General features: G+C 65.1%; 23 protein-coding genes. 13 read left to right on the top strand and 10 right to left on the bottom strand.

Annotated elements, in window-relative coordinates; all coding sequences use genetic code 11:
* The first annotated feature begins 95 nt into the window (after window positions 1-95).
* Together O5K39_RS10875 and O5K39_RS10880 are read left to right on the top strand one after the other, a co-directional pair.
* Window positions 96-863: an SDR family oxidoreductase gene (locus O5K39_RS10875; protein ID WP_271143648.1), complete on the top strand. Its 768-nt coding sequence runs from the start codon at window positions 96-98 to the stop codon at window positions 861-863.
* 27 nt (window positions 864-890) lie between these two features.
* Window positions 891-1790: a fumarylacetoacetate hydrolase family protein gene (locus O5K39_RS10880; protein WP_271143649.1), complete on the top strand. Its 900-nt coding sequence runs from the start codon at window positions 891-893 to the stop codon at window positions 1788-1790.
* Here the strand turns inward: O5K39_RS10880 and O5K39_RS10885 are convergent.
* The gene (locus tag O5K39_RS10885) at window positions 1787-2551 is read right to left on the bottom strand and encodes an SDR family NAD(P)-dependent oxidoreductase (RefSeq protein ID WP_271143650.1); all 765 of its coding nucleotides are present in this window, start codon (window positions 2549-2551) and stop codon (window positions 1787-1789) included. The two genes, O5K39_RS10880 and O5K39_RS10885, sit on opposite strands and share 4 nt — an antisense overlap.
* A 257-nt stretch (window positions 2552-2808) precedes the next feature.
* Here O5K39_RS10885 and O5K39_RS10890 point away from each other — a divergent pair, with 257 nt between their 5' ends.
* The gene (locus O5K39_RS10890) at window positions 2809-5235 is read left to right on the top strand and encodes a TonB-dependent receptor (protein WP_271143651.1); all 2427 of its coding nucleotides are present in this window, start codon (window positions 2809-2811) and stop codon (window positions 5233-5235) included.
* A 142-nt stretch (window positions 5236-5377) separates the two neighbouring features.
* Here the strand turns inward: O5K39_RS10890 and O5K39_RS10895 are convergent, their stop codons facing one another.
* Both O5K39_RS10895 and O5K39_RS10900 read right to left on the bottom strand, forming a co-directional pair.
* The gene (locus O5K39_RS10895; RefSeq protein WP_271143652.1) at window positions 5378-6658 is read right to left on the bottom strand and encodes a cytochrome P450; all 1281 of its coding nucleotides are present in this window, start codon (window positions 6656-6658) and stop codon (window positions 5378-5380) included.
* 105 nt (window positions 6659-6763) lie between these two features.
* Window positions 6764-7162, bottom strand: coding sequence for a limonene-1,2-epoxide hydrolase family protein (locus tag O5K39_RS10900; RefSeq protein WP_271143653.1), 399 nt, complete (start codon window positions 7160-7162; stop codon window positions 6764-6766).
* Window positions 7163-7281: 119 nt separating this feature from the next.
* Between O5K39_RS10900 and O5K39_RS10905 the strand changes: the two genes are divergently transcribed.
* A complete protein-coding gene (locus O5K39_RS10905; protein ID WP_271143654.1) occupies window positions 7282-7830 on the top strand; it encodes a glutathione peroxidase in 549 nt (182 codons plus the stop codon).
* A gap of 53 nt (window positions 7831-7883) precedes the next feature.
* Here O5K39_RS10905 and O5K39_RS10910 read toward each other — a convergent pair whose 3' ends face one another.
* The 3 genes from O5K39_RS10910 to O5K39_RS10920 form a co-directional block, all read right to left on the bottom strand.
* The gene (locus O5K39_RS10910) at window positions 7884-8810 is read right to left on the bottom strand and encodes a zinc-binding dehydrogenase (protein WP_271143655.1); all 927 of its coding nucleotides are present in this window, start codon (window positions 8808-8810) and stop codon (window positions 7884-7886) included.
* Window positions 8811-8897: 87 nt separating this feature from the next.
* Complete coding sequence (locus O5K39_RS10915; RefSeq protein ID WP_271143656.1) at window positions 8898-9479, bottom strand: 3-phenylpropionate/cinnamic acid dioxygenase subunit beta; 582 nt, start codon at window positions 9477-9479, stop codon at window positions 8898-8900.
* Window positions 9480-9510: 31 nt separating this feature from the next.
* On the bottom strand, window positions 9511-10887 hold the full coding sequence (locus O5K39_RS10920; protein WP_271143657.1) for an aromatic ring-hydroxylating dioxygenase subunit alpha: 1377 nt from the start codon (window positions 10885-10887) through the stop codon (window positions 9511-9513).
* 148 nt (window positions 10888-11035) lie between these two features.
* On the opposite strand from O5K39_RS10920, the gene O5K39_RS10925 reads away from it, so the two are divergent.
* From O5K39_RS10925 to O5K39_RS10955, 7 genes are read left to right on the top strand one after another with little or no spacing between them, the layout of a single operon-like run.
* Window positions 11036-11254, top strand: a complete 219-nt coding sequence (locus tag O5K39_RS10925) for a ferredoxin (RefSeq protein WP_271143658.1) — start codon at window positions 11036-11038, stop codon at window positions 11252-11254.
* Entirely contained in the window at window positions 11251-12636 is a 1386-nt protein-coding gene (locus O5K39_RS10930; protein WP_271143659.1) for an MFS transporter, read from the top strand. The genes O5K39_RS10925 and O5K39_RS10930 overlap by 4 nt, the downstream gene beginning before the upstream one ends.
* Window positions 12633-13391 carry an SDR family NAD(P)-dependent oxidoreductase gene (locus tag O5K39_RS10935; RefSeq protein WP_271143660.1) on the top strand — a complete coding sequence of 253 codons (759 nt, stop codon included), beginning with the start codon at window positions 12633-12635 and terminating at the stop codon, window positions 13389-13391. The genes O5K39_RS10930 and O5K39_RS10935 overlap by 4 nt, the downstream gene beginning before the upstream one ends.
* 27 nt (window positions 13392-13418) lie before the next feature.
* On the top strand, window positions 13419-14333 hold the full coding sequence (locus tag O5K39_RS10940) for a VOC family protein (RefSeq protein ID WP_271143661.1): 915 nt from the start codon (window positions 13419-13421) through the stop codon (window positions 14331-14333).
* The gene (locus tag O5K39_RS10945) at window positions 14333-15145 is read left to right on the top strand and encodes an SDR family oxidoreductase (protein ID WP_271143662.1); all 813 of its coding nucleotides are present in this window, start codon (window positions 14333-14335) and stop codon (window positions 15143-15145) included. The genes O5K39_RS10940 and O5K39_RS10945 overlap by 1 nt, the downstream gene beginning before the upstream one ends.
* A 23-nt stretch (window positions 15146-15168) precedes the next feature.
* On the top strand, window positions 15169-15996 hold the full coding sequence (locus O5K39_RS10950; protein ID WP_271143663.1) for an SDR family NAD(P)-dependent oxidoreductase: 828 nt from the start codon (window positions 15169-15171) through the stop codon (window positions 15994-15996).
* A complete protein-coding gene (locus O5K39_RS10955) occupies window positions 15987-16700 on the top strand; it encodes an SDR family oxidoreductase (RefSeq protein ID WP_271143664.1) in 714 nt (237 codons plus the stop codon). The genes O5K39_RS10950 and O5K39_RS10955 overlap by 10 nt, the downstream gene beginning before the upstream one ends.
* 269 nt (window positions 16701-16969) lie before the next feature.
* Here O5K39_RS10955 and O5K39_RS10960 read toward each other — a convergent pair whose 3' ends face one another.
* Window positions 16970-17821 (bottom strand): SDR family oxidoreductase, encoded by an 852-nt coding sequence (locus O5K39_RS10960; protein WP_271143665.1) that lies wholly within the window; start codon window positions 17819-17821, stop codon window positions 16970-16972.
* 159 nt (window positions 17822-17980) lie between these two features.
* On the opposite strand from O5K39_RS10960, the gene O5K39_RS10965 reads away from it, so the two are divergent.
* Window positions 17981-18643, top strand: a complete 663-nt coding sequence (locus O5K39_RS10965) for a TetR/AcrR family transcriptional regulator (protein WP_271143666.1) — start codon at window positions 17981-17983, stop codon at window positions 18641-18643.
* Window positions 18644-18652: 9 nt separating this feature from the next.
* Here O5K39_RS10965 and O5K39_RS10970 read toward each other — a convergent pair whose 3' ends face one another.
* The 3 genes from O5K39_RS10970 to O5K39_RS10980 all read right to left on the bottom strand — a co-directional run bounded on the left by O5K39_RS10970 (window position 18653) and on the right by O5K39_RS10980 (window position 21077).
* Window positions 18653-19498 carry a fumarylacetoacetate hydrolase family protein gene (locus O5K39_RS10970; RefSeq protein ID WP_271143667.1) on the bottom strand — a complete coding sequence of 282 codons (846 nt, stop codon included), beginning with the start codon at window positions 19496-19498 and terminating at the stop codon, window positions 18653-18655.
* Window positions 19495-19896 carry a hypothetical protein gene (locus O5K39_RS10975; RefSeq protein ID WP_271143668.1) on the bottom strand — a complete coding sequence of 134 codons (402 nt, stop codon included), beginning with the start codon at window positions 19894-19896 and terminating at the stop codon, window positions 19495-19497. The genes O5K39_RS10970 and O5K39_RS10975 overlap by 4 nt, the downstream gene beginning before the upstream one ends.
* 104 nt (window positions 19897-20000) lie before the next feature.
* Window positions 20001-21077, bottom strand: a complete 1077-nt coding sequence (locus O5K39_RS10980; RefSeq protein ID WP_271143669.1) for an amidohydrolase family protein — start codon at window positions 21075-21077, stop codon at window positions 20001-20003.
* Window positions 21078-21367: 290 nt separating this feature from the next.
* On the opposite strand from O5K39_RS10980, the gene O5K39_RS10985 reads away from it, so the two are divergent.
* Window positions 21368-22720, top strand: a complete 1353-nt coding sequence (locus tag O5K39_RS10985) for an MFS transporter (RefSeq protein ID WP_271143670.1) — start codon at window positions 21368-21370, stop codon at window positions 22718-22720.
* Window positions 22721-22739 lie beyond the last annotated feature (19 nt).

A 22739-nucleotide genomic window follows, 5' to 3' on the forward strand; every position in this document is an offset into this window, starting at 1 on the left:
GTTTCCAGCCTGACCCGCGCGTTCGGGTCGTGACGACGGCGCGGTTCCTCCCGGACCGCGCCGCTTTTTTTCCAGCGTGACGATGGAGCATCGGGATGTCGATCGTGTCACTCGCGGGTCGCCGCATCATCGTCACGGGCGGGGCCAGCGGCATGGGCCAGGCTCTGGTGCAGGCCTTTCCCGGTCTGGGGGCGGCGGTCGTCTCCATCGACCTTTCGGCCGAGGCGGGCGCTAACATCGCGAACGAGGCGGGCGCTGCCGGGTTCGAGGCCGCCGACGTCGCCGACGAAACCTCGATCCAGGGTGCCGTCGATCGGGCCGCCGAACGGTTGGGTGGCCTCGATGTTCTGATCCATGCGGCGGGCGTCGCGACCGGTGGGGCTGCGGCGACCACGACCCTGGACGTCTGGAACCGAGTCATGGCGGCCAATGCCACGGGAACCTTCCTGGTCAATCGGGCTGCCTTCCCGCACCTGAAGGACGATGGCGGTGCCATCCTGAACTTCGCTTCCGCCGCCGGGGTCCGGGGCCATCCGACCAAGGCGGCCTATGCGGCGGCCAAGGGGGCTGTGGTGGCCTGGACCCGCACCATCGCCGCGGAATGGGGGGGCTACGGCATCTCCGCCAACTGCATAGCGCCGGCGATCTGGACTCCGATGTACGACCGGACCCGTGCCGACATGACCGCCAACGACCTCGCCGACCACGATGCGACGAAGGCCAGGACGATTCCGTTGGGCGGACGACTGGGCGACGTGGAGCGGGACTTGGTGCCGGCCATGGCCTTTCTGGCGTCACCGGGCGCACGCTTTATCAGCGGCCAGATCATTCCCATCGACGGCGGAATGTTGATGGTCCGCTGAGGCCGATGAACGCAAAGGGAGACGTCGATGCGACTGCTGTCGTTTGAGCTGAATGGCGTGGCGACCACGGGGGTCCGCCTCGGCGACGAGGTCGTCGACCTGACTGTCGCGGCACCCGACCTGCCACGCGACATCCGCTCCCTGCTGGCGGCCGGCCCTGACGCCTTGCTCGCCGCTAAGAGGGCCGCCTCGGACTCAGGCGCGGATGCGCGTCATCCACTGGAGGGATTGCGCCACCTGACGCCGATCGCCCGGCCGGACAAAATTATCGGCCTGGGCAAGAACTACATGAAGCACGTCGAAGAGATGAAGGCCGACACGCAGAAATTCCCCGGAATGTTCTTGCGGACGCATGACTCCATGGTGGCGCACAACCAGCCGATCTGGCGGCCGGAGGCCTCGGACACGCTCGACTACGAGGGCGAACTCATGATCGTGATCGGCAGGGGAGGGCGGATGATTTCCCGCGACGAGGCCCTGTCTCACGTCGCCGGTTACACCTGCCACAACGACGGCAGTGTGAGGGCCTACAACTACATCCCGTCGGCGGTTACGGCGGGCAAGAATTTCCTGAACACCGGCGGGTTCGGCCCCGAGATCGTGACGGCGGACGAACTGCCGCCCGGGTGCAAGGGCTTGCGTCTGACGACCCACGTCAACGGCGATCTGCGTCAGAGCGCCGACATCGCCGAGATGCACTGGGATGTGGCGCATCTGGTGCATCTGATGTCGACGATCTTCACCCTCTATCCCGGTGATCTGATCGCGACGGGCACGCCCTCGGGCGTCGCCGCCGGCTCGCCCAATCCGAAGTGGCTCGTGCCGGGCGACGTCGTCGGGGTCGAGATCGAGGGGGTCGGCGTGTTGACCAACCCGATCATCGACGCGCCCCGAATCCGCACCGACCTGGATGTGCGGCTGGTCTAGCGCACCATCATCAGGCCGCCGTCGACCGCCAGGGTCTGGCCGGTGATGAAGCGCGAGGCGTCGCTGGCCAGGAAGACCAGTACTGGTGCCATGTCCGTATCGGGGTCTCCGAGCTTGCCGCCCAGCGGGATCATGGTCGCCATGCCGCGATCGTGAGCCTCGAGTTGTTCGGGCGTCATGCCCGCGCGCGTCGTGTCGTACATGGGCGTCCACATTCCGGGCGCGACGGCATTGGCAGAAATCCCGTAAGGGCCCCACTCCTGGGCGATGGTGCGCGTCCAGGCCAGGACCGCACCCTTCGAGGCCGCATAGTGGGCGCAGCCGCGCAGACCGAGCGCCCCGGCCGCCGAGGCGAAGTTGACGATTCGTCCGCCCCCGTCCTTCAGGTGGGCGAACGCTGCCTGGTTGGTGATCATCGTGCCGCGCGCATTAACGCCGACCACCAGATCCCACTCGTCGTCGGTGATGGCCTCAGCAGGCGTATAGCGTTGAACGCCGGCGACGTGGACAAGCACATCCAATCCACCCATCGCCCCGACGGCCCGGTCGAAGGCCGCTGTGACTGAACTACGGGAGGAGACGTCGCACAGGTCCTGGCTCAGACGCCCGTCATGAGTCGTTTCGGCCGGACGCTCCTCGACGTCGAGCGCGGTCACCCGGGCACCTGCAAAAGCCAGGGCTCGGGCTGCGCTGGCACCGATACCCCGGGCTGCACCGGTGACGATGATTCGCTTGCCCGACAGGGCGGTCGTGTCACTCATGGGATCATCTCCGAGGGCTCGGCCCACTTCACATCGACGGTCGGTCGGCGACCTGGGTCGGAAGCGCGCGGTTCATGCCACGCGCCCGATCATAAGGCGGAATCATTCTTACCCTAGATTTTTATTCTTGCGACAGATTTCCAAATCTGTTTAGTTTATCCTCAACGCAGCGCCTTCCGGCAGCTGTGAAACGCGGGGCGATAGACCCCACCGGGGAGGTTGCGATGAGAGTCTCAAACAGCGTACGTGTGTCCAGAATGGTCCGTCGAAGCGGGGCTCTGGGTCTTCTCGCCTGCACAGCCCTGACCGCTCCGGCCTTCGCCCAGAGCGCGGCATCGCAGCCTCAGTCGGACCAGCTCGATGAGATCGTCGTGACCGCGCGTCGGACGGAAGAAAACCTGCAATCGACACCTGTCGCGGTGACGGCCATCAACGCCCAGGCGCTGGAGCGGGCCCAGGTATCCGACGTCACCGACCTGCAACGCACCACACCCAGCCTGTCGATCGCCACCGGCGCGCCGTCCTCCTCTGGCTTCGCCTTCGTCGCCATGCGTGGCCAGGGCAATCTGCAGGCGCTGGTGTCGAACGATCCGGCCGTCGCCATCTATGTGGACGGCGTCTACATCGCCCGCCCGTCCCAGGGCCTGACCGACCTGTTCGACCTGCAACGCGTCGAGGTTCTGCGCGGTCCGCAAGGGACCCTGTTCGGGCGCAACACCATCGGCGGTGCCGTCAACATCCTGAGCGCCGATCCCAGCCAGGACTACAGCGGCCTGATCAAGGTCGAGGCCGGCAGCTATGACCAGGTCGGTGCCAGCTTCGTCGCGAACGGTCCTCTGACCGACCGGTTGTCCGCCCGCGTCGTCGCCAGCACCAAGGGCCGCAGTGGCTACGGCCGCAGTATCCCTCTGGGACGGGACGTCTGGGACCAGGACAGCGACTTCGTCCGCGCCAAGCTCAAGTATGAAGACGATCGGCTGGAGCTGGTCTTGTCCGGTGACTACAACAAGATCGAGGACAACGGCCAGTTCACGGCCCTGCACGCCTATGCGCCCGAACTGTTCGGTCCGGCTGGATCGTTCGGCGCGTTCGGCCTGGCCACGACGCTGAACAACTCGCTTCATAACCGGAACGGCTTCTACAGCAGCTATGCGACCGGCTTCCTCGTGCCGAACACGCCGACGTTCGCGACCCTGCCCGCCGAGGTGCGCGCCCTGTACAGCCGACCGCTCGGCAACCAGCTGGAGGCCTATGGCTTCAGCCTGAATGCCTCGCTGGATCTGGGCAACGCGACCCTCAAGTCCATCACGGCCTACCGCTTCAGCGACACCGACGGCATCATCGACACGGACGGGACGCCCGTCCCGATCCTGACGACCTGGGCCGGCTACAGCTCTGACCAGTGGTCGCAGGAGCTCCAGATCAGCGGTTCGGTCGGTGATAAATTCACCTATATCTCAGGCGTTTACTTCTCGAATGAAGAAGGCCTGGAGTTCAGCCGTTCCCAGAATTTCGGCTTCCTGCCCTACAACGCCGTCTCGCGTCCCAATGCCGGACTGGCGGGCCAGAACCTGGCGGACGTCCACAACCAGTCGGCCGGCGTCTTCGGCCAGGGCTACTACCAGCTGACGGATTCGGTGCGCATCGCCGCCGGCCTGCGCTGGACTTGGGACAGCCGCGACACCGAGCTGCACAACTTCACGGTCTGGGGCCTGCCCGGCACCTGTAACGTGCCCACGCCCGACGTCGTCGGCGTCTGTACCCAGACCCAGGAGGTCAAGTTCGACTACCCTGCCTGGACCCTGGGCGTGGACTGGCAGATCAACGAGGACGTGTTCGCCTACGTCCAGACCCGCCGCGCCTCCAAGTCCGGCGGCTGGAACACCCGCGCCGGCGGCCTGCCGGCCTTCGAGCCGGAAACCGTCAAGGACCTGGAAGCCGGCCTCAAGGCGACCTGGCTCGAGAACCGTCTGCGCACCAACGTCGCGGTCTTCCATTCGTGGCAATCGGACGTTCAGCGCAACGCCGCCGCCCTGACACCGGCCGGCGCGAGCACCCAGTTCATCGTCAACGCCGGTAACGCGCGCGTCTATGGTATCGAGCTGGAAGGTGCCTATCGCCCCTGGTCGGGCATGGAACTGACCTCGAACGTCAGCCTGATGGACGGAGAATACGAAAGCGGATCCTTCATCGAGCGGCAGGCCGTTCCCGGCGTCGGCTTCACGGGCTGTACGCTGAACCCGGCGGGCACGGCGTCGATCTGCCCCGTCGATCGCAGCGGCGAGGAACTGCCGCAGCTTCCCAAGATCCAGTTCAACCTGGGCGCCACCCAGGTGTTGCCGACGTCCTTCGGCGCGGTGACCCTGCACGTCGACTATTCGTACTTGGGCCGTCAGTTCTACAACCCGGTCACTCCGTCGGTGAACCAGTCGGCTGCGACCAAGGCGATCTATGCGGCGTCCAACGATATCACCCGCACTCCGGGCTATGGCCTGCTGAACGCCCGCTTCGCCATCGAGTTCGACGCCCAGAACGTCGAGTTCGCGATCTACGGCAAGAACCTGACCGGCGAGGAATACAACACTCGCCAGTTCGCCGATGTCTATGCGGCCGGCCTTGGCTTCGCGACCGCCTTCATCGGCGAGCCCACGACCTACGGTGCCTCCCTGACCAAGCGCTTCTAGACCCAACGTCTCCTGTTGAACCTTGCCGCCGATCGGGAAACCGGTCGGCGGCTTTTTCATGGGAGGGGAGGGGCGCGCCCAACCAAAAAGGCCCCCGCCGGATGGCGGGGGCCTTGGTCGTCATTTCGGCGGTGTCGATAGATCAGGGAACGTCCCACACCACATGGACCGCGTCCGGCCCGCGCAGGGACACGCCGCGCACCACCGGGCGAGGATAGTCGGGGTCGAGCCGCAGGTTGGGCATCAAGTCGAGAAGCAGGCCCACCGCCTCCTCGATCTCGACCTTGGCCAGCCACATCCCGACGCACATATGCGCACCGAAGCCGAAACCGAAGGCCGCCATCTGCTTGCGGTCGATGTCGAACACGTCGGGGTTCTCGAACACGGTCTCGTCCCGATTGGCCGAGCCGACGCAGGCCGAGATGATCGCTCCCTTGGGTATGGTGACGTCCTGGAGCGTGACCTCGGTCTGGGTCTCGCGCACCTTGAAGGTGGCGACGGCGTCGTGGCGGACGCTCTCGTCCAGCACCTTGCGCATCAGCGAGCGGTCGGCGCGCAGACGTTCCAGCACCTCGGGATGGTCGAACAGATGGGTCATCATGATCGCGAAGGTCCGCGAGGTCGTTTCCGACGCGGCCGGCAGCATCATCCGCACGAAATTGGTGATCTGGTGGTCGTTCAGGGTCCGGCCCTCGAACTCGGCGCGGATCAGGCGGCTGATAAGGTCGGACCCTTCGGCACCGGACGCGCGGCGCGCCTGAACGGCGGCCAGAGTGGGATCGTACAGTTCCTGGAAGGCCTGGAAGGCCGCACGCTTGGCCTCGGGATCATTGGCCATGCCGCCCAGCACTTTGAGCGCCTTGGTGGCGAAGGTCTCGAGCGCTGCCGGATCGTCGTCGGGGAACCCCAGCACCGCATAGACCACATGGATCGGGAACATCACGCCGACCGTCGATACCAGCTCGGCCTTGCCCTGGGGCACCAGCGGCTCGATGAAGGACTTCTGGATCAGCGGCCGGATATAGGTCTCGCGCCACTCCTCCATCACCGCCGGTGTGAACGACGGCTGCAGAATGCCGCGCAGCTGGCGGTGCTCGTCGCCGTCCAGGCCGGTGATCATCAGCCCGTCCAGGAACTGGCCCAGGCCCGTCTCCATCAGGATGCCGCTGGTATAGGTCTTGGTGTCACGCAACACCTTCATGACGTCGGCGTGCCTGAAGATGGTGTAGATCGGGCGGCCGGTGTCGCCTGCGAACGACGCAGCCCCGAGTTCAGCGCAGATGTCTCCCTGCATCACCGGCATGTTGGCGCGGTGATCGCGGTAGATTTCCTCGATGTTCCGGTCGTCGCCGGCGAACAGGGCACCGACCTGGGCGAAGCCTTCGGCAAGGTCCTTGTTGGGGGTCATCTGGGCGGTGCTCATCGGTCTTCCTTCCCGCGAAATAGCCGGCCTCATGGGCGCGATCTGTTTCAAATACAGAATAGTATTCTGATCAAATTGTCCATCGAACGGAGACGATCGTTGCAATCAATGGCCGTGGATCAGCGCAATGGCCGACGGGTCGGTGTAGTCGCGCCAGCGGATCAGCTTGCCGTCGTCGTCCAACTCGAAAATCCCGGCGATGGCAAAGGCGCCGATCTCGCGGCCGTCGGCGGCGACTAGCCGGTCCATGCGTTCGGTCAGCACGACATTGCCGTGGGCGGCGATATGCAGGGTCTCGACCAAGATCTTGGCATAGCCCATGGCGGCCTCGAATTTCGCGCCCATGGCCAGGGCCTCGCCGGCCCCGACGGTCTTCGACAGGCCCATGTTGACCCATTCGGTGTCGGGCCGGAACAGGGCGCGGATCGCGGCTTCCAGCGGTTCGGGCCCTGCGGACCAGATGTCGAGGAAGTCGCCGACGATGTCGATCGGAGCGCGTTTCATGGCCTGGATTTCCTTCGATTTCTGGCGCGGCGAGCCGGATTTCGAGCGCGGTCCGGCGGGCGATTTGCTAGGGTTTCCGGGCAAGGCGGCGACCGCCGTCCAGACCAGTTGGAGCCGACATGAGCGACGCGATCACCGCCATTCCCCTGACCCGCAACGACGGCGGTGCGGACACCCTGGCCGACCACGCCGGCAAGGTTCTGCTGATCGTCAATGTCGCGTCCAAATGCGGATTGACGCCGCAATACGAAGGGCTCGAGGCCCTGTACCGCGCCAAGGCGGCGGACGGCCTGGAAGTGCTGGCGTTTCCGGCGAACAACTTCAACGGCCAGGAGCCGGGCTCGGATGAGGAGATCGCGAGCTTCTGCCAGACCAGCTTCGACGTGACCTTTCCGCTCTATTCCAAGATCAGCGTCAAGGGCGAGGACATCCATCCCCTCTACGCCGGCCTGACGGCGGTCAAGACCGAGGCCGTCGGCGACGGCCCGATGCGCGAGCGGCTGAACGGCTACGGCATCGCCACGGGCGGACCCGGCGAGGTGGTGTGGAATTTCGAGAAATTCCTGGTCGGCCGTGATGGTCAGGTCATCGGCCGGTTCGCCCCGGACATCGACGCCGCCGATCCCCGACTGGTCGGCGCGATCGACAAGGCGTTGGCGGCCGGCTGACGCCTGCGAATGGCGATTGGCGCGGGGGCTATATGCATCCTCCGCGCCGATCATCAGCGCACCTTCGCCGTGATCTTGGCGTGGGGGCCGGAGACCTGGGCGGCCCAGGCCTCGGCGGAATCCGCGAAGTCATAGTCGATGTAATCGACCTCGATTGCCTGATCCTTCTGCATGGCCAGCAGTCGTCGCCAGATCTGCTCGCGGTCGGCCGCCGGGCGCTGGCCGGTGCCGATGCAGGTCAGGGTCCGGAACAGCAGGTCGCCGATGTTGAGCTCCACCGTACGACCCGCGCCGGTGCCGATGGTGATCAGACGCGCGCCCCATTTCGTCGCCTTGACCGCCGATAGGAAGGGTTTGCCGAACACAAGGTCGAGGACGACGTCGAACCCGTCCCCGCCCGACGCGACCTTGAGCGCTTCGGTGTCGTTGTCGCCGCCCATGGCCACGACGGCGTCGGCGAGGCCTCGTTCCATCAGGCGGTCAAGCCCGGCCTGGCTGCGGGCGGCGGCAACCACTCGGCCGGCCCCCAGAGTTCTGGCGAGTTGCAGGCCGATCTGGCCCAGGACTCCGGTGGCCCCAAGGATCAGCACGCTCTCGCCCGGCTGGATCTTTGCGGCCTCCAGCGGGATCAGGATGCCGGTGCCGGCGATGCCCATGGTGATGGCCGTCCGGTCGTCGATGTCGTCGGGCACGTCCCAGACTTCGGCGACTGGGACGACGGTCGTCTCCGCCCAAGCACCCCAGGGTGCGACCGACCGTTCCCCGAAATAGACGCGGCGACCGTCCTCGGCGCGGCCGACGCCTTCGCCCCGGATCACGCACGGATACTGGACGCCCAGGCGATAGGCCCCCAGCACGTCCCAGCCGCCGAGCCCTGCGGTATCGACCTCGATCAGGACCGATCCTTCCTGGGCCGTCGGTTCGGGGAAGTCCTGAAGGACCGGGGCGGCTCCGTTGCCGGAGATGACGGCGGCGCGCATAGGCGGCTCCTGATATCGGAAGTGTGAGGCACGCGTCGGCGCTCGCCCGCGCAAGCGGGCGGCGCTGACGTCAGCGGATCGTCGCCGTCAGAGGAAGATGGCGAGGTTCGGGAAGCCCAGGACTGTCTGATCGACGATGATCTCGCGCCGGGCCAGTTTGAAGCTGGCGCCGTGGCGACGCAGCAGGTCGTTGCGGACGCAGCTGAGCATCAGCAACGTCGTCTCCTCGAACCGGCTACGGCTGCAAAGCAGGTAGCTCTTCACCTCGAATTCGTCCGGATCCTCAGTCGATTCGACCAGGATGTTGGTCACCAGACGACGGGTACGCGAGGGCGGATCTTCGGCCCAGGCGCTCTTGGTGTCGGTGATGCGGCCGACCCGGCCCCTGATCGAGGCATAGGTCTCGTCGAAATGCATCACGGTGCGGACGATCGACTGAGCGTTCTGGGCCAAGGATCGCGTCTGGCGCACCGGGCAGGTATAACGCAGGTCGATATCGAGCCGCGCGACCCAGTCCTTGAGGCGGATCTCGTCCAGCAGCCAGGCCTCCTCGTACAGGAACTCGGCGATCTGGTTGTAGGCGGGTGACCCGACCGGGACGCGGTTGGGACGGAAGGGAGCCTCCTCGGCGACGCTGACGTCGGTGGGGATGACGGCGTTCATGGTCATGGCGATGGTATCCTGATGATGTCTGCGATGATCAAGCCGGGGCGTTCATCAGGTCGCGATAGGCCAGCCACCAATTCCACTGGGTGTCGTCCTTGGTGAAGCCTTCATAGACCAGGGCCGGGCCGGGCCAGTCGGGCCGGGGCGGGGTGGTGCAGACGGCCTGATACTTCATCGTGATGTTGCGGGCGGCGGCACCCTTGGCCGTCTGTGTGATGTGCGGCCAAGTGTCGGAATCGTCCTGTTCGACCATGCCCGAGGTGCCCAGCATCCGTACCGCGAACTGCAGCGCCTTCTGCTTGTGCTCCTCGGGGGCGTCCTTTTCAGCGAGGATGTAGTTGCAGAACTCCAGCTCGTCCGGACCCTTGGGGATATAGGTGTGCAGCGAGGTCAGGCCGATGATCTCGCCGTCCGGCTGGGGCACATAGATGAAGGCGATCAGGACGTTGGGGAACATGCCGCCGACCTGAGGCGGGCTATCGACCAACAGGCCCAGCTGTTCCGGCGTCAGGTTGCGGACCAGCTCGGGCAGCATTTCCTTGGTGATGCCGGGGGGGGGCACGATGGCCAGCTTCTCGGCGATCGTCAGGTTTCCGTCCCGGAAATCCTTGGCCTGTTTGAACTTGTTCGCTACGGGCATGCAGCGCAGGGAGTGACCCTGCAGGGAGCTCACTTCGGTGCCGTACATCGAGGTGGTCAGGTCGCCATCGCCGAATTTGGCGAACTCGCCAAGCCAGCGGTGGAGCGTCAGCGTGTGGAAACCGTCGGAGGCGGACTGCTCGCAGGCCGTTTTCCAGTTGGCCTTGATGGTGAAGCGCTGCGGCGGACCCAGGACCTCAAGGCCGTTGTCCGTCCGGCAGAACAGCATGTCGTAGTACCACTTCATCTCGCCGAGGAATTCGTCGAACGAGGGGCCTTCGAAATTCCAGGTGGCGAAGATCAGGCCGCCGTAGATGTGGACGCGCGCCTGGGTCAGGCCGAGCTTTTCCTTGGGCAGAATCGTACCATGCATCTGTTCGCCCGCCACGGGCGCGCCGATGAAGTCGCCGTCGTTCTTGAACGCCCAGCCGTGATAGATGCAGGTGTGGACCTTGGCGTTGCCGGCGTCGTTGACGCAAACGCGCATACCCCGGTGGGGACAGACGTTCAGCATGACCTTGATGGTCTCGTCTTTCTGGCGCGTGATCAGGACGGGGTCCGATCCCATCAGCCGGGTGATAAAGTCGCCCGAGGCCGGAATCTCGCTCTCGTGACCGAGCAAGAGCCAGGTTTTCCCGAACACCTTGCGCATCTCGATGTCGTAGAGTTCGGGATCCGAGATCGCGCGCAGCTGTACCTCTCGGGTCTGCACATTGATCAGGTCGTCGATCGTTGTCCCGTCCGAAAGCGTCGTCCGTGTCCGGTCCAGCATGGTTGTCCTCCGCGGCGACTTGCGCCATATAATTTTGAACAGAGGTGGCATTTCTGTATAGAAAATGCAACTCTTCGATTCAACGAGGAACGACGGGCCGAGCGCCCCCGGAGAAGTCCCCAAGGGACTCCCGGCACGGAGGATGACTATGAGTTCACAAGCTATCGCCCATCGCGTTGTCGCCGATCGCGGTTCGTGCTGCGGCTATGGGACGTGCGTCGAAATCTGCCCGGAAATCTATCAGCTCGAAGGCGGGCTGGTGGTCCTGACGATGGATATCGTTCCGCCGGAACTGCTGGAACGGGCCATCGAAGGTGCCGAGTCCTGCCCGCAATCGGCCCTGGTCGTGGAACCAGTCACGGGATGACCGCGCCCACCGTCGCCGCGAACCCGGCGGCCGCGCCAGCAGGCGGACGCAAGCTGCCGGGGCTGTTGTCGCTGTCGCTCATGGGTATTCCGCTGACGGCCCTGTCGCTGCCGCTGGTGGTGATGATCCCCGAGCACTACGCGACCGTGCTGGGCCTGCCGCTGGCCGTCATCGGGCTGATCTTCACCGGCGTGCGCATCTTCGACATCGTCGTCGATCCCTTGATCGGGGCGGCTATGGATCGGACGCGCAGTCGCTGGGGTCGCTACCGGCCGTGGCTGATCTTCGGGGCTCCGGCCCTGATGCTGGCGGTCTATCTGCTGTTCATGGCCAAGCCGGGTGTCGGGCCGATCTATCTGCTGCTGACGCTGACGGCGGCCTTTCTCGGCTGGTCGGTCCTGTCTCTTGCGCAACTGGCTTTGGCGTCGGGACTGGCGGCCAGCTACGACGGGCGATCGCGCGTCTATGCCTGGCTGCAGTTCGCTTCGCTGCTGGGAATCCTGACGGTCATGGGTTTTCCCATCCTGCTCAAGTCGCTCGGCGACACGGGCATGGCCCCGACCCAGATCATGGGTTGGATCATCATCGTCCTGATGGCCCCCGCAGTCGCGCTTGCGGCCTGGCGGGTGCCTGAGGCCGCCGCTTCCGCCCAGCGACACATCGTAGGTATCAAAGAGTATCTCGCCGTCGTCGGCCGCAAAGCTGTGTTCCGCATCGCGGCCATCGACCTGCTGTTCGGCCTGGGCTTCGGTACGGCCTCGGCCATGTTGGTCTTCTTCGTCACGGCCGCCAAGGGGCTGGATCGCAGCGCGGTCGGCGTCGTCCTGATCGCCCAGGTGGTCACGGCGATGATCACCGTCCCCGCCGTGGCCTGGTTGGCGAGGCGGCTGGACAAGCACTTCGTGCTGGGGATCACCGGCCTGCTGGCGGCGATCGTCAGCGTCGTCTTCGTCTTCCTTCCGGACGGCAACCTGATCGCGGTCTCATTGGGCATGATGGGCTGGGGTCTGTCGTTCGGGGCATTCAACCTTCTGCCCCGTGCCATGATGGCGGATGCCGGCGATGAACTGAGGCTGGACACTGGCTCGGACCAGACCGGCGTCCTCTATGCCCTGCTCATCAGCAGCTGGAAGCTGGGCGGTGCGCTGGCGGTCGGCCTGTCCTTCGCGGCGCTGGCCATGGTCGGATACAAGCCTGGACTGATGACCGCCAATACGCCCGAGGCCATCTCCGGGCTGGAGATGGTGTTCGCCGGTCCGTCGGCGGTGCTGTTCCTGCTTGGTGCCTGGCTGTCCTTTACCTATCCACTGACGCGCGAGAAACACGCCGCCATCCGGACGGCTCTCGACGCACGAGACGCCCAGGCGGAGACAACGGCATGACCTGTCGTCTGGACGGCCGTGTCGCCGTTATCTCGGGCACCGGGGGCGGGCAGGGAAGGGCGGCGGCACTCCGCTTCGTGGCCGACGGTGCCATCGTCGTCGGCTGCGACGTGAATGCCGAGGCCGATGCGGAGACCGCGCGTCTGGTCGCAGAGGCCGGCGGCGTCATGACCACTATGGTCTGCGATCTCGGTGATCCGGAGGGCGCTCAGGCCTGGATCGACAGGGCGGTGTCGGATCACGGTCGGATCGACATCGTCTATAACAATGCCTCGGCCGCGAAGTTCGGCTCCATCGCGGACCTGTCGGTCGAGGACTGGCGGTTCACGATCCGCAACGAACTCGACCTGGTCTTCCTGACCACCAAATACGCCTGGCCGCATCTGGCCAGACAGGGGGGGTCGATCATCAATGTGGCCTCGACGGCCGGCTGGCAGGGATCGCGCGGCAACGGCACCGTCGCCCATAACGCGACCAAGGGCGGCGTCATCGCCATGACCCGCCAGATGGCGCTGGAAGGGGCCCCGCTCGGAATTCGCGCCAACTCCATCAGCCCCGGCTTCGTCATCACCCCCGGCACTCGCGCCTTCGTCGAGAACCCTGCGGTGCGGGCCGGGCTGATCGCCGGCATTCCCATCGGCCGCCCCGGCGAGCCCGAGGACGTGGTCGGCATGGCCGCCTTCCTGGCCTCGGACGAAGCCGCCTTCATCACCGGTGCCGACATCATCATCGATGGCGGCACGACCGCCTGTTAGCCCACCGCAAGACTTGAGGATCTGACCATGGATATCCGGGGTATCGGCTATCTGGGCTTTGAAAGCCCCAACATCGACGCCTGGCGAACCTATGGCCCAGAGGTCCTGGGCCTCGCCATCGCCAAATCGCCCGAGGACGAGCCCGAGGCGCTGTACCTGCGCATGGACGACCGTCGTTACCGATTCGCCTTCCAGCCCGGCCCGATCGACAAGCTGGCCTATATCGGCTGGGAATGCGTCAACCGCATTGCCTTCGAGAAGGCGGTGAAGAAGCTGGAAGACGCGGGCATCGCTGTCGAGCACGGCAACGACGACTTGCGCGCCCGCCGCGCCGTTCGCGACGTGGTCCGATTCAAGGATCCGGTCGGCTATCAGTACGAGCTTTTTTACGGCCAGAAGGGTGAACCGGATTCCTTCGTGCCCGGCAGGCGTCACGGCGGCTTCAACACCTACGGCCGGGGCTTTGGCCATGTCGTGGTCATGACCCCGGAATACGGACCGGAGCTCGACGACTTCCTGATCAATATCATGGGTTTTCAGTGGTACGGTTCGGGCGCGGGCAAGGGCAAGACCGGCTTCTATCGCGCCGGGCTCAACAACCTGACCAGCCACGACATCGGCTATGGCCATGCGCCAGGCCGGATGGGCATCCAGCATATGGGTCTGCTGACCGGCGACCTGCGTGATGTGGGCGAGACCTGGGACATCGTCAACAAACGCCAGATCCCGGTGCAGATGACCCTGGGTCAGCACACCCAAGACCCGCATTTCTCCTTCTATCATTTCACCCCGTCGGGGTTCGCCGTCGAGGTGATCGCCGAGACCCACCCCTGGCCGGGCGACCCGTTCGAACTGAACGCCGAACGCCTCAGCTACTGGGGTCATGAACTGGTTGGCCCGATCCTGGGCACGACCATCCGTACGCCTGAGGAACTTCGCTGATGGGATTGCTCGACGGCAAGGTCGCCCTGGTCACCGGCGGCGGCGGCGGCATCGGTCGGGGCATCGCCCGCAAATTCATCCGCGAGGGAGCGACCGTCGTCGTCGCCGAGTTCAACGACGACTACTGCGCCTCGATCAAACAGGAGTTGACCGAGGAACTCGGCGGCCGCGCCGAGGTCATCAAGGCCGATGTCCGGGTCAAGGAACAGATTCAGGGCGCGGTCGAAAAGACGGTCGAACTGTTCGGCGGCATCGATATCCTGGTCAACAACGCCTTCACCCTCAGCCCCAAGGTGCTGCTGGAGCAGAAGACCGACGAGATGCTGGATGCCACACTGCATTCGGGCCTGTGGGCCGGCTGGTGGTCGATGCAGGCAGCGCGACCGCATATGGCGGCGCGCGGCGGCGGATCGATCATCAACTTCTATTCGATCGATGTTGAGACGGCCGCGTGGCTGAACTCCGACTACAACATCACCAAGTCGGCCTTGCGCGGCCTGACCCGCAGCGCAGCGCACGAATGGGGCCGGTTCAACATCCGGGTCAACCTGCTGTCACCTGCGGCGATGGGCACGGTCTTCCACCGCATGGCCGAGGCCACGCCGGGCTTCGCCGAGATGGCGGCCTCCAGGAAACCCCTGCTGCGAAACGGCGACCCGGAGGAGGACGTCGCACCCGTCGCGGTCTTCCTGGCGTCGGAGATGTCGCGATTCGTCACGGGCGAGATGATCAACGTCGACGGCGGCCTGCATATGCCGGGCTACCAGTCGCGGCCACCGAACGTGGCCGAGATGGAACAACAGGGCGGCTGAAGCCGACGACAGGGGAGAAGACTATGGGATTGCTGGACGGAAAGGTGGCGCTGGTCACTGGCGCGGCGGGATCGATCGGCTCGGAAACGGCGCTGGCCCTGGCGGAACAAGGCGCGCGGGTCGTGCTGACCGACCTGCGCGCGCCCGAGCTTCAGGCCGTGACCGAAGGCCTGAGAACTCAGGGATACGACGTCGCTTGCCAGGCCGGGGACATCACGTCCGAGGACGACATTCGCGCCGTCGTCGGGTTCGCTATCGAGACCTTCGGTGGCGTCGACATCCTCGACAACAACGCCGGGGCGACCGGATACTCATCCCGCGATCTCGACATCCCCGACATGTCCGTTGAGCTTTGGGACCAGGTTCTATCGATCAATGCCCGAGCGCCGATGCTGTTCTGCAAATACGCGATCCCGTCGATGCTGGAACGCGGCGGTGGCTCGATCATCAACATCTCGTCGGGCCAGTCCTTGTCCGGCGACGTCAGCAATTTCGCCTATGCGGCCTCCAAGGCGGCGGTCAATTCACTGACCCGCCATATGGCGACCGGCTACAGCCCTCGCGGCATCCGGGTGAACGCGATCGCCGCCGGACTGATCATCCAGCCCGGCATGGAGCAGCGGCTGCCCGCCCATATCCAGAAGATCTTCCTCAGCCACTGCCTTGTGCCGCGTCTGGGTACGCCGCGAGACATCGCCAACATGGTCGTCTTTCTGGCCTCGGACCTCAGTTCCTACGTCACCGGCCAGATTCTGTCGGTCGACGGGGGCTTCACGGCCCACCTGCCCAATGTCGCGGACATGCGGCCCATCATCGACGGCATGAAGAAGGCACCCGGCCAATGGAGCTGAACGGCAAGACCGTCGTCCTCACGGGGGCCTCGGCCGGCATCGGGGCGGCCACCGCGCTGGAACTCAGCCAGGCTGGCTGCAATCTGGTGATGACTAGCCGTCGCACGGAAAGGCTCGAGGCGCTGGCCGCAACCCTTCCGGGGCCCAGCGCCCTGCTGGCCGCCGACATCGCCGAGGCCGGGGTTCCGGAACAGCTTCTGGCTCTGGCGAAGGAGCGGTTCGGCCGCGCCGACGTCGTCATCAACAATGCGGGAGTCATGGCGGTCGGGACGATGGACACCATCGACCTGGACGCCGTCAGCTACATGATCCGCGTGAATTTCGAGGCGGTCGTGCGCAGCTCCTACGTCTTCGCGCGAGAATTTCGGGGCCAATCGTCGGGAGCCATCATCAATGTGTCGAGCATCAGCGCCTATCTGATCTCGCGCGCGGGCGGGGTCTACGGCGGGCTCAAACACGCGCTCGAAGCCTATACCCAGTCGCTGCGCATCGAGCTGGCCGGCACGGGTGTCAAGGTCGGCACCATCGCGCCGGGATCCACCTCAAGCGAGATGTTCGACAAGATGATGGCTGCCGCGAAAGTGGAGTCGCCTGTCGCGCTGGACCCGCAGGACGTCGCCCGCGCCATCCGCTTCATGCTGGAGCAGCCGGACCGCGCCAACATCGCTCGCCTGGCCCTCTACCCGCAAGGCGAGGCCTACTGACACCTGCGCGGCATGAGGAATCTATTCCTCATCGGGTCGTGTGTCTTGAAGCGAACTTTCCCACCTCCGGGGTATGGTCTTTGACAACCTGATAAAGGCGAACCGCCCAGGATCGCCGGTCGGGACGCCGAATATCGTGACGGCCGCCAACCTTCGGCTAGGCAACGGGTTGAAACTTGTCAGTTGTGTTGGCGATGTGGCGGTGTGGCGCTTTGGTGGTCTGTTTTTCACCGCCACCCTGGTCCGGCGCCCGCGCACACGGCTTGCGCCTACCCGGCCAGCGCCGCCTCCCGGTCGCGACCCATCTCCTGCATCTCGCGCTTCAGCGTGGGGTAATAGGCGATCGCGCCTTGCAATCCGCCGGACACGTCGATCGACGCCGCGCTGAGGAAGGTCGCCAGATCGCTGGCCAGGAAGACGCAGACGTTGGCGACTTCCTCCGGCCTCCCGAACCGACCCAAGGGCACGATCTTGACGACCATCTCCAGGAACTCCTCGCGCGTGATCGTCGAGGGCATTTCCTTGTAGTGGCGATCCCACTGGCCCGTGTCGATCCAGCCCATGTTCAGGCTGTTGACCAGGATATTGTCCTTGGCCAGTTGCTGACCCAGCAGTTTGGACAGGGCAATCCCGGCGGCGCGATTGGTCACCGATGGGATGCCGTCCGGCGTCGGCAGGGCCCCCGCCAGGGCGTTGATGTTGATGATCCGACCCCACCGCTGCTTGCGCATATGGGGCACGACCGCCTGGACGAAGCGGAAATGGGCGACCTGAATGTTGTTGGCGTGATCCAGGATGTCCTCGGGCTGCAGGCTCTCCAGACTGCCGCCCTTGCCTTGCCCGGCGTTGTTGACCAGCACATCGACACCGCCCCAGGCCTCGGCGACCTGGGCCACGAAGGCGCGAACGGCCCCTGTATCGCGAACGTCCAGCGCGACCGCGATGACCTCGGTGGCCCCCAGAGCCCTCATTTCGTCCGCGACGACCGACAGGGTTTTGGGGCTTCGTGAACAGATCGCCAGCCGCACGCCTTCGCGGGCAAAGGCCGCAGCGGTCGCATATCCGATGCCCCGGCTGGCACCCGTGACGATGACTCGCTTGGCGCTGAGATCGATATGCATGGTCTGATTTCCTCGTGGGCTTCTGGCGAGCCGATCCGTAAATATTTTCTAGTCAGAATTTGCATTTCTGTCTCGGATTATTTCGTCCGAAGCCTGCGCGGTTTGCGATTCCGACCCCCGCAAGCTACCCTTGAATCGAATCCTCGGAGCCTTCACCGTATGACCGTCAGCGCCCGAAAGGCCCGCCCAGAGGCGATGGCCGAGCGCCCGGCCAACCGCGCCGCGCCGGAGCCGGCTCGCACGCGCCGTCCCGATCCCCGCGCGGCCAAGACCATCGAGAACATCGTCAATGCAGCCCAGAACGTGATGATGAATCACGGCACGCCGCGCATCACCGCCCAGGAGGTCTGCGACGCCGCCGGGGTCTCGCGCGGCACCCTGTACCGCTATTTCCCGTCAATGGAGGCGGTGCTCGAGGCCGTGGTGCTGCGTCTTCGCACGGAGACCGACGAGGAGTTGAATCATGCGATGGAGGGGTGCGAGACCCCGACCGAACGCTTCGCCGCCTTCCTGAGATACAGCGTCTCGAACAACGAGACCCGTCGGGGTTCGCAGTTCCTGCATGTCGAACCCGCCTTCGTGATCCAGTATTTCGAATCGAACTTCGATCACTTCATCGCGCGGGTGCTGAATGCCCTGGACCCGGTCTTCGACGCCTGGGAGCGGGACATCGGTACGCCCGTGGACCGCACTGCCATCGCCGAGATGATGGTGCGTCTTGCACTCAGCGAAACGGTCGTGCCTCCCGCCGAGGGCAAGCCGCTGGCCCTGCGGCTTCAGACCACGATAGACCTTATCCTGCGGACTCTGAAGCACGGCTAGGACGAGGCTTCAGCCGGCCTTGGGCCCGATCAGGTTGCGAAGCGTACCGATCCCTTCCAGCGTGACCTCGACGACGTCGCCGGGGTTCAGATAACGACCCGATCCCTGACCGACGCCTTCTGGCGTTCCCGTGAACAGCAGGTCGCCGATGCCGAAACTGACGCGCGGCTGCACGAACCGGATCAGCTCGGCGACGTCCCAGGTCATGTCGGCCGTGGTCCCGTCCTGGCGGACCTCGCCGTTGATGGTCGTCGACAGTTTCAGCGCCGGACTGCCCGCCGGGAACTCGTCCCTGGTGACGATCCAGGGTCCGACCGGCGTGGCCCGGTCCTGGCTCTTGGCGGCATACAGGTCCATGCCGATACCCGGCGGCCCGCTGCGTTGCAGGTCGCGGGCACTGACGTCGTTGCCGGCCGTGTATCCCAGGACCGAGGCGAGGGGGTCGTTGAGATCGACGGCATCGTCCCCGATCACCACGACCAGTTCGCACTCATAGTCGAGCTGCTCGGTCAGGGGTGGATAGCGGATCGGATCGTTCGCGCCGATCAGGGCGCCGTAGGCCTTGAGGAAGGCGATCGGCTGGACCGGGGCGGCGACGCCGAACTCGACCAGGTGCTTGCTGTAGTTGGCACCGGCGATCACGACCTTGGAGGTGTTGTCGCACGGGGCGAGCAGCCGAAGCGCCGAAAGGAGGCGGTCAGGGCCGTCGAAGGTCAGGGCCGCTTCGCCGTCGCCGCGCGTCACGGCCGGTCCCCAGTCGGCGACCCAGCCCTTGATCGGCCTCGCGGTGTCGGTTTCGGGATCCACGACCGCCCAGAAGGGTGCGCCGCCGTCGGTGCATCGGGCCAGTTTCATGGCGTCGTTCCTGAGGGGCTGAGGGCGTCGCGGAGCCCGGCTGCGAGCGCGCGCGTGCGGTCGCGATCCTTGTCTGCGAACCGCGCCATGAGCGGGCTGTTGTCGAATATCGGTGCATCTCCGGGCTTGCGGCCCACGAGCATGAAATGGGTGTGGATCGCATTGTCGCCGAGATAGATCAGGGAGGTCTTCTCGAAGTCGCCGGTTGCCACCAGGCCCGCCGAAAGCGTCTTGATCATCGGACCGAACACGATGGCCGCCTGGTCGGAAACCGTCCCGATCCCGGCGTCGTGGTCGCGCGTGAAGGCCATGAGGATACCGGGCGTGTCCTGCATCGTTACCACGCCCCAATGCTCGCCGGCCAGCACCACGTCGTCGGGTGCCGCAGCGTCCAGCATCGAGCAGATCTTGCATCCGGGTTGTGCGGTCATGAACGTCCTCGCCGAGGCCACGAATGAAAACGGCGACCCCGCATGGAGCCGCCGTTCTCGATGACGAAGGATCAGGCGGCGAGCGGCTTGACGGCCCGGCCCATCTTGTTCAGGTCGATGTGCAGCAGCTCGGCCGCATTCTTCCAGCGGATCTTTTCCAGGTCCTCGGGGGACACCTTCAGGCCCGTGGTCAGGTCGCCCCGGATCGCGTCCGATCCGCCGAAATTCGTGCCATAGACCAGACGGTCCGCACCGATCACCTCGACCAGGGCCTGGCGCATCGGCAGTTCGTGCAGTTCCGGGTCGAACCAGAAATTCGGCAGGTACTCCTCGAGGTCCTTCTTGTTGTGGACGACATCGAGGTTCTTGATCGTCTGGGCCAGGCGACCCAGCTGGTAGGGCACGAAGCCACCGGCGTGGGTGATGTAGACCTTGAGGTTGGGGAACCGATCCAGCACGCCGCCGCAGATCAGATACCAGAAGCATTTGGTCTCGTCATAGTTCATGCCGACGATGGCCGTGGTCTCGTATTTGTCCGTATTGGCCTTGTCGCCCCAGGTCACGGACTGATTGTAGCCGTGGACGAACATCGGCAGGTCGAGGTCGCACAGGACTTCCCAGATCGGGTCCATGCGCGGATCGTCGAACTCCATGCCGCCGAAGTTGGAACCGCCGGCGCTGAGGCCTTTGGCACCCAACTGGGTACAGGCACGGCGGATTTCCTTGGCGGCCTCGACCGGATCCTGAAGCGCGGCCGTCGCCCACATCATCAGCCGGCCGCCCGAGCGATCGCAGTAGTCGGCAAGGGTGTCGTTGACCGTGGTCGAGAACTTGTTGGCGAACGCTGGATCGGCCCAATACATATAGCAGTGCGACGGCACCGAGAGCACCTGGGCGTCCTGGCTGAGCGCATCCATACCCGCGAGACGGTGCTTGGGGTCGTTCCATTTGGACATGAATTCGGAGACTTCCATCGTCTCGCCCCGCAGGACCGCCGCACGCCGTTCCGGCGATCCGAGCGTCAGGATCCATTCACCGACCCGCAGGCGGATATGGCCGTCGTCATGCTTCTCGAAGAACGGACCCCAGTGCGGGTCCTGATTGTAATAGCCCGGCAGCGGGGCGTGGGCGTGAAGATCGATCAGCAATTCGATGTCCTTCCTGCGTCGAGGCCCCTTGATGGGACTCTTCGATCCAAATGGCGTTCCCTGATGACCGATCATCGCATATTTTGAACGATCTGGTCGATAGTGTTCAGCTTATTCTGTACCGCGAATGGCATTCGCGTGTCAAAACAATCCTTGACACATCGCAGGCCGCGCCGGGTATCTTGTCGGCGCGTCGCGACCTGTGAGCGCAAGAGCAAGAGAGGCCCCGCCGGCTCCCCGGCGCAAAGCCCGGCGCGCCTGATCCAGGCGAACATGGATGGAGGTTGAGAATGACGGCCCAGGCACTACCCGGCGAGACTCCTTACCCACCCATTCGATATGCCTGGTATGTCATCGGCGTGCTGTTTGTGGCGACCCTGCTGTCACAGCTCGACCGGCAACTGCCGGCTCTGCTGGTCCGCCCCATCCGCGCCGAGTTCGGCATCTCCGACACGGCCTTCAGCTTCCTGCAAGGCTATGCGTTCGCCCTGTTCTACACCTTCGCGGGCCTGCCGTTCGGCTGGCTGATCGACCGGACCGTGCGCCGAAACCTGATCGTCGTCGGCATGGTTCTGTGGAGCGTGATGACGGTCCTGTCGGGCTTTGCCCAGAGCTACGAACAACTGGTGATGACCCGCATGGGCGTCGGCATCGGGGAAGCCGTCCTGGCACCGGCCGCCTATTCGATCATCGCCGACTATGTCGCGCCGGATCGGCGGGGCAGGGCATTCAGCGTCTACTATCTGGCCCTAGCGATCGGGTCGGGGGCGTCGCTCATCCTGGGCGCGTTGATCGCCCGGATCATTCCGGACGTGGGATTGAGCCTGCCGGGTGTGGGCCTGATGTCCCAGTGGCGTCTGACCTTCCTGATCGCTGGTGCGCCGGGGCTGTTCCTGGCCCTGTTGCTGTTCACGATCCGCGAGCCAGTCCGTCGCGACGCGGCGGCGGCGCTGTTGTCCAAGGCCGGAGCCAGCTGGGGCGACTTTCTAGGCCACTTGAAACGGCATTTTTCGACCTTCTCGCGCGTCCTGACCTATCCGGGGGTGGTGGCGGTGGTCGGTTATGGCAACCTGGCCTGGGCCCCGACCTTCTTCGATCGGCGGTTCGACATTCCGACCCAGACGTCCGGGATCATCATCGGCGTGCTGGTTGCCGTCGGTGGCCTGACCGGCACCCTGGTGAGCGGCTGGATCAGCGACCGGTGGGCCGCCAGGGGTGTGCCTGCGGCACGGTTGAGGGTCGCCATGCTGGCCTGGTTGCTGGTGCTTCCCACCGTGTGCGTCTGGTCGCTGGTTCCGATTCCCTGGCTGAGTTTCAGCCTGTTGACCGTAGTCATCACCGGCTTCGGCATGGCCCAGGCTGCGGCTCCGACGGCGGTGCAGGAGATCACCCCCAACCGGATGCGGGGCAAGGCCGTCGCCGTCTATCTGCTGATCGGCGGGCTGGTCGGGATCGGTTTCGGGCCCATGTCGATCGCGCTGGTCACCGACCACGTGTTCAAGGACGACTCGGCACTGCCCTATGCCCTGGCCATCGTCGGGGGGCCGATCTCGTTGCTGGGGCTTTGGCTGACCTGGTCGGGGCTGAAGCCGTACCAACGGACCGTGGAGGCCCTGAGGGCCCAGGCCGCGCAACCCTCCTGAAGGGACGCGGCCTGGGTCG

This window comes from Brevundimonas sp. NIBR10, from assembly GCF_027912515.1.
Lineage (GTDB): Bacteria > Pseudomonadota > Alphaproteobacteria > Caulobacterales > Caulobacteraceae > Brevundimonas.

What these genes read in the sequence shown, in the direction of transcription:
- O5K39_RS10875 (WP_271143648.1), top strand. Translation starts at nt 96, where the DNA reads ATGTCGATCGTGTCACTCGCGGGTCGCCGCATCATCGTCACGGGCGGG.
- O5K39_RS10880 (WP_271143649.1), top strand. Translation starts at nt 891, where the DNA reads ATGCGACTGCTGTCGTTTGAGCTGAATGGCGTGGCGACCACGGGGGTC.
- O5K39_RS10885 (WP_271143650.1), bottom strand. Translation starts at nt 2,551, where the DNA reads ATGAGTGACACGACCGCCCTGTCGGGCAAGCGAATCATCGTCACCGGT.
- O5K39_RS10890 (WP_271143651.1), top strand. Translation starts at nt 2,809, where the DNA reads ATGGTCCGTCGAAGCGGGGCTCTGGGTCTTCTCGCCTGCACAGCCCTG.
- O5K39_RS10895 (WP_271143652.1), bottom strand. Translation starts at nt 6,658, where the DNA reads ATGAGCACCGCCCAGATGACCCCCAACAAGGACCTTGCCGAAGGCTTC.
- O5K39_RS10900 (WP_271143653.1), bottom strand. Translation starts at nt 7,162, where the DNA reads ATGAAACGCGCTCCGATCGACATCGTCGGCGACTTCCTCGACATCTGG.
- O5K39_RS10905 (WP_271143654.1), top strand. Translation starts at nt 7,282, where the DNA reads ATGAGCGACGCGATCACCGCCATTCCCCTGACCCGCAACGACGGCGGT.
- O5K39_RS10910 (WP_271143655.1), bottom strand. Translation starts at nt 8,810, where the DNA reads ATGCGCGCCGCCGTCATCTCCGGCAACGGAGCCGCCCCGGTCCTTCAG.
- O5K39_RS10915 (WP_271143656.1), bottom strand. Translation starts at nt 9,479, where the DNA reads ATGACCATGAACGCCGTCATCCCCACCGACGTCAGCGTCGCCGAGGAG.
- O5K39_RS10920 (WP_271143657.1), bottom strand. Translation starts at nt 10,887, where the DNA reads ATGCTGGACCGGACACGGACGACGCTTTCGGACGGGACAACGATCGAC.
- O5K39_RS10925 (WP_271143658.1), top strand. Translation starts at nt 11,036, where the DNA reads ATGAGTTCACAAGCTATCGCCCATCGCGTTGTCGCCGATCGCGGTTCG.
- O5K39_RS10930 (WP_271143659.1), top strand. Translation starts at nt 11,251, where the DNA reads ATGACCGCGCCCACCGTCGCCGCGAACCCGGCGGCCGCGCCAGCAGGC.
- O5K39_RS10935 (WP_271143660.1), top strand. Translation starts at nt 12,633, where the DNA reads ATGACCTGTCGTCTGGACGGCCGTGTCGCCGTTATCTCGGGCACCGGG.
- O5K39_RS10940 (WP_271143661.1), top strand. Translation starts at nt 13,419, where the DNA reads ATGGATATCCGGGGTATCGGCTATCTGGGCTTTGAAAGCCCCAACATC.
- O5K39_RS10945 (WP_271143662.1), top strand. Translation starts at nt 14,333, where the DNA reads ATGGGATTGCTCGACGGCAAGGTCGCCCTGGTCACCGGCGGCGGCGGC.
- O5K39_RS10950 (WP_271143663.1), top strand. Translation starts at nt 15,169, where the DNA reads ATGGGATTGCTGGACGGAAAGGTGGCGCTGGTCACTGGCGCGGCGGGA.
- O5K39_RS10955 (WP_271143664.1), top strand. Translation starts at nt 15,987, where the DNA reads ATGGAGCTGAACGGCAAGACCGTCGTCCTCACGGGGGCCTCGGCCGGC.
- O5K39_RS10960 (WP_271143665.1), bottom strand. Translation starts at nt 17,821, where the DNA reads ATGCATATCGATCTCAGCGCCAAGCGAGTCATCGTCACGGGTGCCAGC.
- O5K39_RS10965 (WP_271143666.1), top strand. Translation starts at nt 17,981, where the DNA reads ATGACCGTCAGCGCCCGAAAGGCCCGCCCAGAGGCGATGGCCGAGCGC.
- O5K39_RS10970 (WP_271143667.1), bottom strand. Translation starts at nt 19,498, where the DNA reads ATGAAACTGGCCCGATGCACCGACGGCGGCGCACCCTTCTGGGCGGTC.
- O5K39_RS10975 (WP_271143668.1), bottom strand. Translation starts at nt 19,896, where the DNA reads ATGCTGGACGCTGCGGCACCCGACGACGTGGTGCTGGCCGGCGAGCAT.
- O5K39_RS10985 (WP_271143670.1), top strand. Translation starts at nt 21,368, where the DNA reads ATGACGGCCCAGGCACTACCCGGCGAGACTCCTTACCCACCCATTCGA.